Genomic DNA, 14,535 nt, shown 5'->3' on the forward strand with positions numbered 1-14,535 from the left:
GACGGGCTCCTTGACGACAACGCGGCAATGTCAACAAAGTTAACGAGAACGGGAACGAGTGGCCTTCATGCCTTCACGCCTTCTCGTGGCCGGATCCTGCCCTCTGCGGTGGCATGGGGAACGGCACGACAGCCACTGTTACGTTGTCGTGGCCCCCGCCGTCGAGCGCGTGTCCGACGAGCACCTGCGCGCTGTGCAGGGCCCGGGTGGCCGCGTCCGGCGGGACGATCCGCGCCATCTGCTCGGCCGACTCCGCGTAGTTCCACAGGCCGTCGGAGCAGACCACGACCACACCCGGCCGGTCCGGTTCGAAGGACGCCGTGTGCGGCTCCAGTTCGTACGCGTCCGCGCCGAGCCAGCCCGTGATGGCGTGGGCCCGTTCGTCCGCGTACGCCTGTGCCTCGCCCATCAGGCCGTTGGCTACCATCTGCGCCGCCCACGAGTCGTCCTCGGTGAGCCGGGACGGATGGGCGGTGCGGTCGTCGGGCACCCAGTACACCCGGCTGTCGCCCACCCAGCCGACGACGAGCAGGGCGCCCACCGTGATGGAGGCGACCAGGGTGCAGGCCGGGGCGTTCTGATGGCGGTGCCGGTCGTGCTCCATGGCTCCGGCCGGCTCGTTGGCCAGGGCGTTGACCGCCTCCGACGCGGCGATGATCGCCTCGTGCAGGGCCTGTTGAGGGTGGGTGCCCGCCGGCAGGGAGGTCAGCAGCGCCTCGTTGGCCGCCGCTGCCGCAGCGGCTGATGCCTCGTCGGGGCGGGTCGCCGACGACACCCCGTCGCAGACGATCGCCACGGTGGCGGCCGAACCGTCCGGCAGGCCCACCGAGGACACCGCGAACGCGTCCTCGTTGCGGTGGTGGCGCAATCCGCGGTCGCTCACCGCGGCCACCGCGTCCAGCTCCTGTTCCATGTGGTCACGTTCGCGCGGCTGCGCGTGGCCGCAGTTCTCGCAGTAGCCGTCGCCGTCGATCCGGCCGGTACGGCAGGCGACGCAGACCTTCGCTGCGGCGTGCGCTGTGCCTTCCGCTGTGCCCTGGGCTGCTACCTGTGCTGCTCCTTCGGCTGTGCCCTCCGCCGGGGCGGGCGGCACAGCGGCCGCGGCCCGGGGGTCCGGGGCCGGCAGCGCGTACTCCTCGGGCGCCGGCGGGCCGTCGAACCGCACGCCCGCGGGCAGTTCACCGCCGTCCGACGTGATACCCGGCAGATCGGACCCGGCCTGGACGGGCGCGGGGCTGCCGGAGCTGTCCTGGTCGGCGGCGGCAGGCCAGGTGGCGTGCGGGGCACCCGCCGGGCCCGCGCCGCCGTCGGCGTTCGCCGGGTGACCGGCCTGCGGCTCGGGCGCCGCCGACAGGTCGTACCCGCACGCACCGCAGAACAAGTCGCCGGGCTCCAGCGGCTCCTGGCAGCTGGGGCACGTGGCCAGATTCGTCTGGGACATCAATTCACACCCACGTCCGGGGGCGGAAACGGTTGGCCCGCTCCACCAGGTCGATCCTCTCCTCGCCGCGCTGGGCGAGCCGGGCGAGTACCCGGTACGAACGTTCGAGTCCGAAGCGCAGGCCACGCTCGTCGAGTGGACTGCCGAGCAGGGTGGTGGACTGCACCACCTGGCCGCCCCGGCCTCCGGAGAGTACCCAGTCCAGGGCGGTGCCCAGTACTTCGGTGGTGAGCTGCTCCCGCCGCACGGCGTCGAGGCCGAACTGCTGGAGCGCCGCCACCTGGTCCGCGGCCGACCGCAGATCGTCCACCAGGGGGTCGGTCGGGACACGGCGGCGCAGCCGGGCGCGCACCGCGGCGACGCGCGCCGCCGTGTAGTGGATCGACGCCTCGGGGACCGATTCCAGGGTGTGCACGGCCGCGGTGCGGTCACCGGCCGCGAGCTGCACCCGGGCGAGGCCGAACGCCGCGCTGACATAGCTGGGGTCGGTCGTCCACACGAGGCGGTAGTACTCCGCCGCGTTGTCCAGCTGGCCGAGCACCTCCGCGCAGACACCGAGCGCCAGCTTCGGGGCGGGCTCACCCGGGAACGCGTCGTAGATCGCGTCGAAGGAGAGCGCGGCCGTCTCCCGGTCGCCGGTGACGAGCGAGGCCAGTCCGCGGTACCAGACGACCCGCCAGTCGTGGGGGTACTCGGTCTCCAGGTCCGTGATCATCTCGACCGCGGGGTACGCGTCCCGGCTGTCGAGGAGGGCCCGCGCCTGGCGGAGACTGCGCTCCAGCGACGGGGTGGGCGCGGATTCCAGCGCGGTGATCAGCTCGCCGGGCGCCGCGGCCATCAGGCCCGCCAGGAGACCGGCGTTCGGGTCGTGCGGGTCGATGCGCGGCACGGGCAACGCCAGTGCGGTGGCGCCTGCTTCGAACTCGGCGAGGTACCGGCCGGACGCGACCGCCGCCGGTCCGGCGGCCGACGGCGCGGCCGGCTCCGCCTGGCGCTGTGCGGGGAGCCCGGCCCGGGCGGGGAAGCCTGCCTGGGCGGGCTCATACGCGACGGCGGTGACGGCCCCGGTCCCGGTCCCGGCTTCGGGCGCGGAGCCATGGCCGCCGGATGCGGAGACCTGGTTGCTGCCCCCGTTGCTCGGGCTGCTCCGGTTGCTCCGGTTGCTCCGGATGGACTTTGCTCCGCGGCGGCCGACGGGAAGTTCGCGTGCGCCGAGCAGGGACGCGTCCCCGGTCAGCTCGGCGAAGAGCGCGGTGTCGGTGACCCGCACCTCGGGCCCGAACAGCGTCGACAGCGAAGGCCGCGGCCGTCCCGTCTGGATGGCGACGACCTCCCGCAGCACACCGGTGAGCTGCTCCGCCATCTCCGCCGCCGATGCGAACCTGCGGGCAGGGTCCGGGTCCGTGGCCCGTACGAGCAGCCGGTAGAACGACTCGTACCGCCGGAACACCTCGATGTTGTCCGGGTCGGGGAGGCTGTCCGCGAACACGTTCGTGTAGCCCTGGAAGTCGAAGGTCAGCACCGCGAGGGTGCGCGCCACGGTGTACAGGTCGGAGGCGACCGACGGCCCGGCCTCGGCGACCTCGGGCGCCTGGTAGCCGACCGTGCCGTAGATCGCCGACTCGTCGTCGTCCATCCTGCGCACCGCGCCCATGTCGATGAGCTTCAGCTGATCCTGCTGCTGTATCGCGTTGTCGACCTTGAAGTCGCAGTACAGCAGTGCCCGGCTGTGCAGATGGCCGAGCGCCTCCAGGGCCTCGATCCCGTACGCACAGGCCTGTTCCACCGGCAGCGGGTCGCGCCTGCCGGACGGCCCGCGCCGCTCGTTGGCGATCTCCTTGAGCGACTTGCCGCCGACGTACTCCATGACGATGTAGCCGTCCATGGAGCCGGTCCGCTGGTCGAGGTGCTCCACGAAGTTGTAGATGCGCACGATGTTGGAGTGCTCGATCTCGGCCAGGAAGCGCCGCTCCGAGATCGCCGCGGCCATCGCGTCCTGGTCCCCTGTGTCCAGCAGGCCCTTGAGTACCACCCAGCGGTCGGAGACAGCGCGGTCGACGGCGAGATAGACCCAGCCCAGACCGCCGTGGGCCAGACAGCCCATCACCTCGTACTGTCCGTGCACGACGTCGCCGGTGTTCAGTTTCGGTACGAACGAGTAGGGGTGGCCGCACTTGGTGCAGAACCCCTCCGTGCGTCCGGCCCGCGCACCGCGCGAACGGCCCACCTGGGCACCGCAGTCGGAGCGCGAGCAGAACCGCTTGCGCTCCGGTACCTCGGGGTTGGCCATCACCGCGGACTGCGGATCGGGGCGCGGCACATCGGGGATCGACACGAGACCGGCGCCCAGCCGGTTGCGGCCCGACGAACTCGCCGAAGTCCCGGAGCTGCGCACCGAGACGGAACGCCCCGAACCCAGTCCCGACACGGAGCGCGAGAGCCGCCCGGAGACCGACCTGCGCGAGGTCGAAGAACGGGATGACGACCGGGCGGAAGGGGACGACGACCGGGCAGAACGGGACGACGAACCGGAGCCGCCGCGCACCGAAGCGCTGCCGGACCGCGCGCTGTTGCTCCCGCGGCCAGCACCGGCGATCCCGGTCGGCGGTGAACTCACCAGGCCGGTGGGCGACACCACCGGCGCCAGACCACAGGTGCCGCAGTACAGCTCGCCGCCGCCCATGTCCTCATAGCTGCCCTCGCACCCGGGCCGCTGGCACGCCTGCTGTTCGCTCATCCCGTATCCCTCACGCGTTCCCCCTGTGGTCGGCGGGCCCGCCCTGTCTCGGGACGAGGACCTCCGCCGTGGCCTGCTGATAGCGGAGCACCGCCTGTTCGGCGACGCGCAGATCGCACGGCGCGCTCCACAGCATTCTGCGGGCCGCGTCGTACCGCTCGATCAGCAGGGGATCCTCCGCCATTCCGTGCCGGGCGACCTTCGCCCGGTACGCGTCGAGCCGGCCCCGCAGCTCCGCGCGGACGGCGAGCGGCGCGGTCACCGCGGACAGCGAGTCGCGGGCGCGCCGCAGTTCGTCATCGGCTTCCCGTTCCAGGGATTCCAGGAGCGGGGAGAGCCGGTGCCACTGGGCGTGCCTGCGGTACTCGGCGGCGGCCCGCAGCTGCTCCTGGAGCACCGTCGAAGGGCCGCTCACCGCGGGCACCTCGGACGCGGCGATCTTCGCCAGCACCTCACCGCGCGCCGATCGGGCCTCGGTGAGTGTGCGGTCCGCGCGCGTCAGTACGTCCCGCAGCCGCAGCAGCCGCTGCTCGGCGTCCTGGCGGACGGTGAGTACCGCGTCGATCTCGCGGCGGATCTCCTCCAGGGCACGGGCCGCACGGTCGTAGCGCCCGGTGTCGGCCCGTCCGCCGCCCGGGGCCGAACTGCCCTGTGTGGGAAGCCAGTAGGCCAGCGGGTCGGATATCACCCCGGCACGCAGCGCGGCCAGCTCCTGGGTGATCGACTCCAGGTCGTCGCCCGCCGGGTGCTCACCGGGGCGTACGCCGACCGAGTGCGCCAGCGAACGGGTGCGCGCCAGCTCCGCCGAGAGCAGGTCGATCCGGGCGGGCAGCGCGGACCACACCGAGTCCGATGCCACGATCATGTCCAGCGACTGCGCGTACAGCCCGTTCATCCGGGTCACCAGCCCTTCGAGCGAGAAGCGCTCGGTGAGTCCTGCGGGCCCGGTGAGGGCGGCCGGGAGCTGGGCGGCGGTACTTGCCAGGGTGACGCCCCGGCCGCGCAGCACACCGGTGAGCTCGGCCAGGTCCTCCTGGCCGGGCCAGCGCCGCCGGGACCGCAGCGTGCGGGCCTCCTCCAGCGCCTTCGCGTACGCGTCGAAGTACGTCCAGAGCACGGTGATCGACTGCTCGGTGGCGGCCCAGCGGTCCTTGGTGACCCCCGTCAGCTCGGCGCCTTCGAGGAGCCGGCGCCCGGCGTGGTCCTGCAGGGCGAGGAGCGAGGTCTCGATGGCCTCGTGCTCCGCGCCGAGCCGCGCCAGCGCACGGTCCACCTCGTCCCGGTCCATCACCGGCCCGGGGGCGCTCCCCGGCCCGCCGGGGCTGGGGGCGGAACCCGCGACGCCCATCGATCACCTCTCCGCTCCGCTGCCCTGTGCCGCGTGTGTCGTGTGCTGCCTGTCGTGTGGTGCCTGTGCCCTGTGGTGCCTGTGTCGTGTGCTGCTGCCTACAGTGTCAAGTTCTGCCCATGACCGCTCGGTTCTACCGGTACTCGGCCCACCGGTCTCTCTTCACCGGTCTCTCTTCACCGGTCCCTGTTCACCAGCACTCGGCCCAACGATCCCCCGTCCGCTACCGGTACTTCGGTGCGGGAGGTGCTTTGATTCCCTTCAGATCCGCCGAGAGCCACTTCCTGTACGCCTTCATCCAGGGGCTTTGGTCGCCGCCCGCGCGGTAGTCGACGAGCACCTGGTTGATCCGGCGCACCAGATCGTCGTTGCCCAGCTTCGTCGCCACGCCGTAGTACTCGGTGGTGAACGGCTGGCCCTTGAGGTCGACGGCCGGGTCCTGTGCCGCCTGGCCGGCCGCCAGGGCGTTGTCGGTGACCACCGCGTCGACCAGGCCCAGTTGGAGCTTGACCAGGCAGTCCAGCTGGTTGGGCACGGTCCGCTGCTCGGTCGGTGTGTCGGCGAAGACCGCACCGTACGACTTGGCCTTCAGGGCGTCGTACGCCGTCGAGCCGGTCGCCGTGCAGACCCGCTTGCCCTGGAGCGACGTGTTGTACCCGCTGATCGTCGACCCCTTGGGCGCCAGGACCTGCTGGCCGGCCTGGAAGTACGCGGTGGAGAAGGCGACTTGCTTCGCCCGCTCGCAGTTGATCGTCATCGTCCGCACCACGATGTCGACCTTGCCGTCCTGCAGGGCCTCGACCCGCTCGTTGGTGGGGATGGCGCGGTAGGTGACCTTGTCCTCGCTGCCCAGGATGTTCTTCGCTATGGCCCGGACGAGAGCGATGTCGAAGCCGTCCAGTCTGCGGGTGGCCGGGTCGCGGTATCCCCAGCGGTAGCTGTTCTGGTCGACACCGACGACGAGGTGGCCGGCCTTCTTGATCCGGTCGATGGTGGGGCCGTCGGCGCCGGACGGTGTGAGGCTCGCCTCCGGGTCGGTGCAGGTATCGGCCTTCGCGGGCGAGGCCTGCGCCACTCTCTGGCCGCCCGGCTGCGCACGGTCGCCGGACCCCGCACCGTTGCCTGAGCCGCTGCCCAGGACGAGCGGGAGCACGGTCGCGGCCGCGGCTGCGGTCAGCGCACATGCCGCGGCCATCGCCGTGACCCCGCCCCAGCCGTGGAGCCTGCCGGTCCTCGGATTCCGCACGCTGCGCCTCCTCTCCTGGCCGTCGCTCTCCTGGCCGTCGGTCGCCCGGCCGTAATTCTGCTGGCCCCTGCTCACCTGGCCCCTGCTCACCTGGCCCCTGCTCACCTGGCCCCTGCTCACCTGGCCCCTGCTCACCTGTACTCCGAAAGCCTGCGGCTGATGCCCAGCCCCGCGGCCGCGGCGCCCAGCACGGCCAGCACCGCCGCGCCCACCGGAAGCCCGGCCAGCGCGCCCCGGCCGTCCGACGCGGCCCGGGTGAACTCCTGCTGCTCATGGCCGAGCGCCTGGTCCAGCGCCGCGTCCACCTGGTCGAAGGACTGGCCGGTCGAGCCCGTCCTGCCGATGACCTGCGTGAGCGCGTGGTCGTAGTCGCCACTGTCGTCCGTGCGGCGTGCTGCGGCATGACGGGCCTTCCAGGTGGCCACGTCGTCCGTCGCGGCCTTCACCGGCGCGCTGCCCGCCTTGTCGTTGGCCAGGCTTTTCGCCTTGTCGAGCCCGCTGACCAGGGCGGCCATGTCCTTGGTGTAGTCGGACTCGTACTGGTCGTGCTTGCCGTCCTTGGTCAGGACGGAACCGCGCGAGACCAGCGTGAGGTTCTCGTTGGAGCGGGCCTTCAGCGAGCTGATGCGCGCGTCGTTGAGCACCTTCAGCGACTCCTGGCCGTGCGTCCGCGACGTGTCCAGGTCGGCGGCCGCGACCAGGTGTCCGGCCACCAGCCACAGCAGCACCACGACGGAGGCGGCCGACGCGGCGACCAGGCCGTGGTTGAACACCCGGTTCGTCCGCAGGTAGTTGTGCCGCTGGACATAGATCAGGCCGCCCAGGGCCAGCAGCCCCACCACCGTGCCGAAGTAGGGCCAGAGAGCGGCCGAGTCGTAGTCGTCGTACAGCCGGCCCGTCTCGGCTTCGTAGAGCTTCTCCGCGGCAGGCAGGAGCACCGTGCTCATCTGCTGGTTGGCGTACCGCAAGTAGGCACCACCGAGCGGCAGTCCCTGCCGGTTGTTGGCGCGGGCGCGCTCCACCAGACCGGTGTAGCGCGGGAGCTGCTCGTTGAGCTGGGCGATCTGGCGCCCCGACTCGGTGGAACTGTCCGTGTGGGAAGCGGCTTTCGCCAGCAGCCGGGACGCCGTCGTGATGTCGCTGTCGTACCGCGCGTGCACATCGGCCGGCTCCACGGAGCCCGCCAGGAAGCCGCTCGCCGCCGCGGTGTCCGCGTCCGCCAGCGAGCGGTAGATGTTCGCCGCGTCGGCGCTGAGCGGCTGGCTGCGGCTGACCACGTCATCGGCGGAGGCCGCCCGGTCGGAGATCTCGAAGGCGGTCACCGCTCCGAAGGCCACGACCAGCGCGGCCACCAGCGTCCCCATGATCCACAGCCGGCCCGGCTCGGTGGTCGCGGCGGCCCGCAGCCGGTCCCGGGACCCTGCCCAGGCGCTGCGCCGCTCGGGCGGCACGGGTGCCTGCGCGGGCGGCGCGGGCACGCGCACGGGTGAAGTGGGCGGAGGCGGCTGCGCGGGCGGTGGACCCTGCACTGTGCCCCCGCTCGGCGGGTGTACCACTCGACCTCCCCCTGTCTACGTCCAAACGATCGGTCTTCGGACCGGTCTTTCGCGATCGGTCTTCCACGATCCGGCGCGGCTGTCCTTGGCGCTTCCCACGAACTTCCCCATTCACGAACGCCCTGACTGTTCATGAACTCCGGGGCACGCGAAGACAAGTGCCCGGCCAGCAGTATGGCCGCAGCGGCCCGGTCCGCACACCCGGATGGGCCGGATCTTGATCGAATCGATCCGTCTCCTGCCCTCCGCCAGGAGCCTCCCAAGCCTTTCCCCGCTGCTGTCCCGCCTGTCCCGCCTGTGCCGCGCCCGCTCCGCGACGTCCTCACCTTGAATACGCCGCCCGGACCGATTCGGTTCCCGTTCCAGCCCCGCCGCCCGGGTGTCACCGGCGTGCCGTCCGGGCGGAACGCGCACATCAGGGGCGTACGGAAAGGGGGTTGTGCCCCGCTCCACGCGGATCCCAACCCCTCCGCGCCATCGGGACACAACCCCCTCCACCCATCGGGCCGCGCCCTCAGGCGTACTGCTCCCGGATCCGCGCGTAGGACGCCGCCGGGGCCGCGATCCGGTCAAGACCCAGCAGAGCGGCGCCGAGCACCGGTGAGGCCGACACCACCCGGGGGACGGCTTTCGGCGCACGGTCGGCCAGCAGCTGCCGTATGCGGTCGTCCAACTGCGGGTGCCGTGCGGCCAGTACGCTCCCGCCCAGCAGCACCGGAGTCTCCTCGTCGAGCAGGCCGAGCCGGCCCAGCGCCACCGCGGCGAGCGAGACGACCTCCTCCGCCTGCCGCTCGACGACCGAGCGGGCGACCGGGTCACCGGCCGCCGCGGTCGCGAAGAGGACCGGTGCCAGTTCGTGCTTGCGCTCCACCGGGATGCGGCCGAGGTGCAGCGCTTCGATCACCGCGTACATCGTCGGCAGCCCGAAGTGCGCGGGCACCGTCCGCATCAGCTCGGTGGCCCCGCCGCGCCCGTCCTCGGCGCGCGCCGCATGGAACAGCGCTTCCTCGGCCAGACCGCCGCCGCCTCCCCAGTCGCCGGAGATGCGGCCGATCGCGGGGAAGCGGGCGGTGCGTCCGTCGGGTGTCATCCCGACACAGTTGATGCCGGCCCCGCACACGACGGCCACCCCGCGTGGTTCGTCCACGCCCGCGCGCAGGATCGCGAAGGTGTCGTTGCGCACCTCGACCGCCGGGCCCCAGCCGCGTGCCTGGATGGCGGCGGCCAGGTCCCGTTCCTCGACCGGGAGATCGGCATTGGCCAGACAGGCGGAGACGAACGAGGCGTACGGCGGAAGAACAACACCACCAGCCGCACCGCCCTCACGCGCGCCACTGACCCCCATCCCACCAGCCGCACCGCCCTCACCCGCGCCACCGCTCCCACCAGCTGCGACGCCCCTGCTCCCCCCCGGCACGGCGCAAGCCCCCGCGTGTGCCGCAGCCGCCCCCGCGACCGCCTGCGCCACCGCTGCCTCGACCGCGACGGCCAGCACGTCCAGCGCCGCCTCGATCCCCACCAAAGGCGGCTGGAAGCCGCCGGAGCGGCCCCGGCCCAGGACGGTGCCGTCCGCCGCGATGACGGCAGCGTCCGTCTTGCTGTTGCCGGCGTCGATCGCCAGCACACTTGCTGTCAGGCCCACGCGAAGTGCTCCCGGTTGTGCGCGATGAGCTTGTCCGTCAACTCGTCGGCGTACGCGTACTGCCCGATCAGCGGGTGCGCGAGCAGCGCCCGGAACACCCGGTCCCGGCCGCCGCGCAGCGCGGCTTCCAGGGCGAGGTCCTCGTACGCCGTGACGTTCGCGACCAGACCGGCGTACAGCGGGTCCAGCGCGGGCACGGCCAGCGGTGTCGCGCCACTGCCGTCCACCGTCGCCTGCACCTCGATCACGGCGTCGTCGGGGAGGAACGGCAGCGTCCCGTTGTTGTACGTGTTGACCACCTGGTACGTGGATCCTCCCGACCCCAGCAGCGAGGACGCCAGGTCGACGGCCGCCTCCGAGTAGAAGGCGCCGCCCCGCTTGGCGAGCAGCGCGGGCTTCTCGTCCAGCTTCGGGTCGCCGTACATGGTGAGCAGTTCCTTCTCCATCGCTGCGACCTCGGCGGCCCGCGACGGCTTGCTGCCCAGCTCCCTGACGACCGCGTCGTGTGCGTAGAAGTAGCGCAGGTAGTACGAGGGCACCACCCCGAGCCGGTCCAGGACCGAGCGCGGCAGCCGCAGGTCGTCGGCCATCGCGTCGCCGTGCTCGCCGAGCAGCTTCGGCAGGACGTCCTCGCCGTCGGGGCCGCCCAGGCGGACACCCAGCTCCCAGGTGAGGTGGTTGAGCCCCACGTGGTTGAGGAACACGTCGGACGGCGCCACATCGAGGTGCGCGGCGAACTTCCGCTGGAAGCCGATGGCCACGTTGCAGAGCCCGACGGCCTTGTGCCCGGCCTGGAGCAGCGCCCGGGTGACGATGCCCACCGGGTTGGTGAAGTCGATGATCCAGGCATTGGGGTTGGTGCGGCGTACGCGCTCGGCGATGTCCAGCACCACCGGTACCGTGCGCATCGCCTTGGCGAGGCCGCCCGCGCCCGTCGTCTCCTGCCCGACGCAGCCGCACTCCAGCGGCCAGGTCTCGTCCTGCTGCCGGGCGGCCTGGCCGCCGACGCGCAGCTGGAGCAGGACCGCGTCGGCGTCGGCGACACCCGCGTCGAGGTCCGACGTCGTCGTGATGACCCCGGGGTGCCCCTGCTTGGCGAAGATCCGCCGGGCGAGACCGCCCACCAGTTCAAGACGGTCGGCCGCGGGGTCGACGAGCACCAGCTCACTGATCGGCAGCGTGTCCCGCAACCGCGCGAAGCCGTCGATGAGTTCGGGCGTATAGGTGGATCCGCCCCCCACTACTGCGAGCTTCATTTCAGCTAACCCTTCACTCCGGTCAGTGTGACGCCCTCGACGAATGCCTTCTGTGCGAAGAAGAAGACGAGGATCACAGGGGCCATGACCAGGACGGTCGCGGCCATGGTCAGATTCCAGTCGGTATGGTGTGCGCCCTTGAAGGACTCCAGGCCGTAGGAGAGCGTCCAGGCGGCCGAGTTCTCCGAGGTGTAGATCTGCGGGCCGAAGTAGTCGTTCCAGGCGTAGAAGAACTGGAAGAGCGCGACGGCCGCGATGCCCGGTTTGGCCATCGGGACGATGACCTTCAGCAGCGTGCGGAACTCGCCGCAGCCGTCGACCCTGGCCGCGTCGATGTACTCGTTGGGGATGGTCAGCAGGAACTGCCGCAGCAGGAAGATGGAGAACGCGTCACCGAACGCCATCGGGATGATCAGCGGCCAGAGCGTGCCCGACAGGTCCAGCTGCTTCGCCCAGAACAGGTACATCGGGATGATGACGACCTGCGGCGGCAGCATCATCATCGAGATGACGAGCATCAGCGACAGATGCCGGCCGCGGAAGCGGAACTTGGCGAGCGCGTACGCCACGGGCAGCGACGACACCACGGTCAGTACGGTGCCGAGACCCGCGTACAGCAGGGTGTTCCGCCACCAGGACAGGAAGCCCGGAGTGTCGAACACTTTGCGGTAGTTGGACCACTCGAAGGTGTGCGGCCACAGGTCACGGGTGAGTGCCTGCTGGTCGCTCATCAGCGAGGTGAGGATCACGAAGACGAACGGCAGCACGAAGAAGAGCGCCGCCGCCACGCCCAGGGCGTGCACGGCGATCCAGTGCAGCAGGGTCTTGCGGCGGGCGGTCCGCAGGGCGGAGTCATCGGCGTCGTCCTCCCGGCCCCGGACCGGGGGGTTCTCTGCGACCTGGGTGAGCTGTGTCATGACGGTCAGTCACCTGCCTGTACGAGCCCGCTGCGGCGCCGCATCAGCAGTGCGGTGAATGCCATGGCCAGGGCGAAGAGGACGAGCGCGACCACGCACGCGGAGCCGTAGTCGAAGCGCTGGAAGCCGAGCGTGTAGACGAGCTGCGGCAGGGTCAGCGTGGACTTGTCGGGGAAACCGGGCTGGAACTGCTGCCCGGAGCCGCCGATGATGCCCGAAGCGACCTTCCCGGCCACCAGTGGCTGGGTGTAGTACTGCATCGCCTGGATGATCCCGGTGACCACGGCGAACATGATGATCGGCGAGATGTTCGGCAGCGTCACGAACCGGAAGCGCTGCACCGCCGACGCGCCGTCCAGCTCCGCCGCCTCGTACTGCTCCTTCGGTACGTCGAGGAGTGCGGCCATGAAGATCACCATCAGGTCGCCGATGCCCCACACCGCGAGCATGGTGAGCGCGGGCTTCGACCAGGTGGCGTCGGTGAACCAGCCGGGTGTCGGCAGCCCGATGTCACCGAGGATCGAATTGACCGGCCCCGTCCCCGGGTTGAGCAGGAAGACGAAGGCCAGCGTCGCCGCGACCGGCGGCGCGAGATACGGCAGGTAGAAGAGGGTCCGGAAGATCCCGGCGCCCGTCTTGATCTTCGTGATCAGCATTCCGATGCCGAGCCCGAACACCACCCGGCAGGCGACCATCACGACCACCAGCCAGAGCGTGTTGCGCATCGCGGGCCAGAAGTCCGGGTACTCGGTGAAGACGTACGTCCAGTTCGTCAGGCCGTTGAAGGACGGGGCCCTGAAGCCGTCGTACTTCGTGAAGGAGAAGTAGACGGTCGAGACCAGCGGGTACACGAAGAAGACGCTGAACCCGATGAGCCAGGGCGACATGAAGGCCGCCGTCCGCACTGCCGCGCGGCGGCGCTTCGAACGCGGGGTGTACGTGGTCATGGCGAGGCTACTTCGCCTTCTCGTTGTCCTTGTCGATCTGCGACGCGGTCTTCCGCAGACCGGCCTTCAGATCCTTCGCCCTGCCGGACTCGAAGTCGTATCCGAAGTCCTGGAGGGTCACCTGGTAGGTGCCGCCGTTGACCGACGGGGGAGTGGTGTTGGAGGCCGGGTTCTGCGCGATGTCCAGGAACGTCTTCAACCGCGGGTCGAACTTCAGCTTCGGCGACTTGAGCGCGGCCAGCGTGGACGGGATGTTGTGGATGTCGTTGGCGAAGTCCACCACCGCGTCGGTGTCGGTGGTGATGTACTTCACGAACTCCCAGGAGGCGTTCTGCTTCTTGCTGGTCGACGCGATACCGGCGATCGTGCCGGTGATGTAGCCCTTGCCGTACGAGGCGGCCTGGTCGTCGGGGACCGGCAGCGGCGCGATGCCGATGTCCACCTTCGACTTGGCGTCCTGGGCCATCCCGAGCCGCCACTCGCCGTCGACCTGCATGGCGACCTGGCCGGTCTGGAAGGGGTGCTTGGCGCCCCACTCGTCACCGAACGTGGCCCGGTACTTCTCCAGCTTGGTGAAGCCACCCAGCTTCTTCACCAGGTTCTGCTGCCAGGTGAACATCTTCGCGAAGGCGGGGTCCTTGGCGACATTGGACTTGCCGTCCTTGCCGACGTAGGTGGGGCTCCACTGCGCCACCATGTGGCTCGGTGTCGACTCATAGCCGTGGAAGTCCGGCATGAAGCCGAGCTGCTGGTACGAGTCGCCCTTGGACTTCGTCAGCTTGACGGCGTCCTGGTCGAACTCGGTCCAGGTCTTCGGCGGCGCGGTGATCCCGGCGTCCTTGAACTCGGCCTTGTTGTAGTAGAGCGCGTACGCGTCGCTGAGCAGCGGCAGGGTGCAGCGCACGCCGTCGAACTGCGTGTAGTCCTGGAGCGGCTTGGAGAAGGTCTTGTCCAGGTCGATCTTCGACTTGGCGAGGAAGGGCTTCAGATCCGCGAAGGCACCGGACGAGCAGAACTTGCCGACGTTGTCGGTGGTGAAGGAGGAGACGACGTCGGGGGCGTCCGAACCGCCGCCGCGCAGCGCCTGGTTGATCTTGTCGTCGGTCATGTTGCCGACGACCTTCACCTTGATGTTCGGGTGGATCTTCTCGAACCGGTCGACGTCCGCCTGTATCGCCTTGACCTCGCTCGCGGCGCTCCAGCCGTGCCAGAAGGTGATGGTGGTCTTCGCGTTCACGTCGTCGGTCGCGCCGCCCGAACTCTGACCCGTACAGGCCGAGGCGAGCAGGGACATGGATGCGACAGCGACGACGGCCGCGGCCAGTCGGCGGTTTCTGGGCATGACGGAATCTCCCTCTGGCAGATCTGGGGCTGTACGGGGGTACTGACTCGCGGAGCTGGTGCTGTACGGGGCGGTGCTTGCGGAGCTGCTTGCGGGCGCTCGG

At 70.5% G+C, this 14,535-nt stretch carries 10 protein-coding genes; all 10 read right to left on the reverse strand.

Annotation, left to right across the window (positions count from 1 at the left end):
• Nucleotides 1–73 precede the first annotated feature (73 nt).
• The 10 genes from OG385_RS22225 to OG385_RS22270 all read right to left on the reverse strand — a co-directional run bounded on the left by OG385_RS22225 (nt 74) and on the right by OG385_RS22270 (nt 14,432).
• Nucleotides 74–1,441, reverse strand: a complete 1,368-nt coding sequence (locus OG385_RS22225) for a PP2C family serine/threonine-protein phosphatase (protein ID WP_266856956.1) — start codon at nt 1,439–1,441, stop codon at nt 74–76.
• Nucleotides 1,442–1,445: 4 nt separating this feature from the next.
• Nucleotides 1,446–4,178 (reverse strand): serine/threonine-protein kinase, encoded by a 2,733-nt coding sequence (locus OG385_RS22230; RefSeq protein ID WP_266856958.1) that lies wholly within the window; start codon nt 4,176–4,178, stop codon nt 1,446–1,448.
• Between the two features lie 10 nt (nt 4,179–4,188).
• Nucleotides 4,189–5,526 carry a hypothetical protein gene (locus tag OG385_RS22235; RefSeq protein WP_266856960.1) on the reverse strand — a complete coding sequence of 446 codons (1,338 nt, stop codon included), beginning with the start codon at nt 5,524–5,526 and terminating at the stop codon, nt 4,189–4,191.
• Nucleotides 5,527–5,749: 223 nt separating this feature from the next.
• Nucleotides 5,750–6,772 carry a glutamate ABC transporter substrate-binding protein gene (locus tag OG385_RS22240; protein WP_266861072.1) on the reverse strand — a complete coding sequence of 341 codons (1,023 nt, stop codon included), beginning with the start codon at nt 6,770–6,772 and terminating at the stop codon, nt 5,750–5,752.
• A gap of 131 nt (nt 6,773–6,903) precedes the next feature.
• Complete coding sequence (locus tag OG385_RS22245; protein WP_266856962.1) at nt 6,904–8,328, reverse strand: hypothetical protein; 1,425 nt, start codon at nt 8,326–8,328, stop codon at nt 6,904–6,906.
• Nucleotides 8,329–8,842: 514 nt separating this feature from the next.
• Nucleotides 8,843–9,970: an N-acetylglucosamine kinase gene (locus OG385_RS22250; RefSeq protein WP_266856964.1), complete on the reverse strand. Its 1,128-nt coding sequence runs from the start codon at nt 9,968–9,970 to the stop codon at nt 8,843–8,845.
• Nucleotides 9,961–11,226 carry a 6-phospho-beta-glucosidase gene (locus OG385_RS22255; protein WP_266856966.1) on the reverse strand — a complete coding sequence of 422 codons (1,266 nt, stop codon included), beginning with the start codon at nt 11,224–11,226 and terminating at the stop codon, nt 9,961–9,963. Before OG385_RS22255 ends, OG385_RS22250 begins: the two co-directional genes overlap by 10 nt.
• A 5-nt stretch (nt 11,227–11,231) precedes the next feature.
• Entirely contained in the window at nt 11,232–12,143 is a 912-nt protein-coding gene (locus OG385_RS22260; protein ID WP_266856968.1) for a carbohydrate ABC transporter permease, read from the reverse strand.
• Nucleotides 12,144–12,148: 5 nt separating this feature from the next.
• Entirely contained in the window at nt 12,149–13,090 is a 942-nt protein-coding gene (locus OG385_RS22265; protein ID WP_266856970.1) for a carbohydrate ABC transporter permease, read from the reverse strand.
• Between the two features lie 7 nt (nt 13,091–13,097).
• Nucleotides 13,098–14,432, reverse strand: a complete 1,335-nt coding sequence (locus tag OG385_RS22270; protein WP_266856972.1) for an ABC transporter substrate-binding protein — start codon at nt 14,430–14,432, stop codon at nt 13,098–13,100.
• Nucleotides 14,433–14,535: the final 103 nt, after the last annotated feature.

This window comes from Streptomyces sp. NBC_01306, assembly GCF_026340465.1.
In the GTDB taxonomy this organism is placed as follows: Bacteria; Actinomycetota; Actinomycetes; order Streptomycetales; family Streptomycetaceae; genus Streptomyces.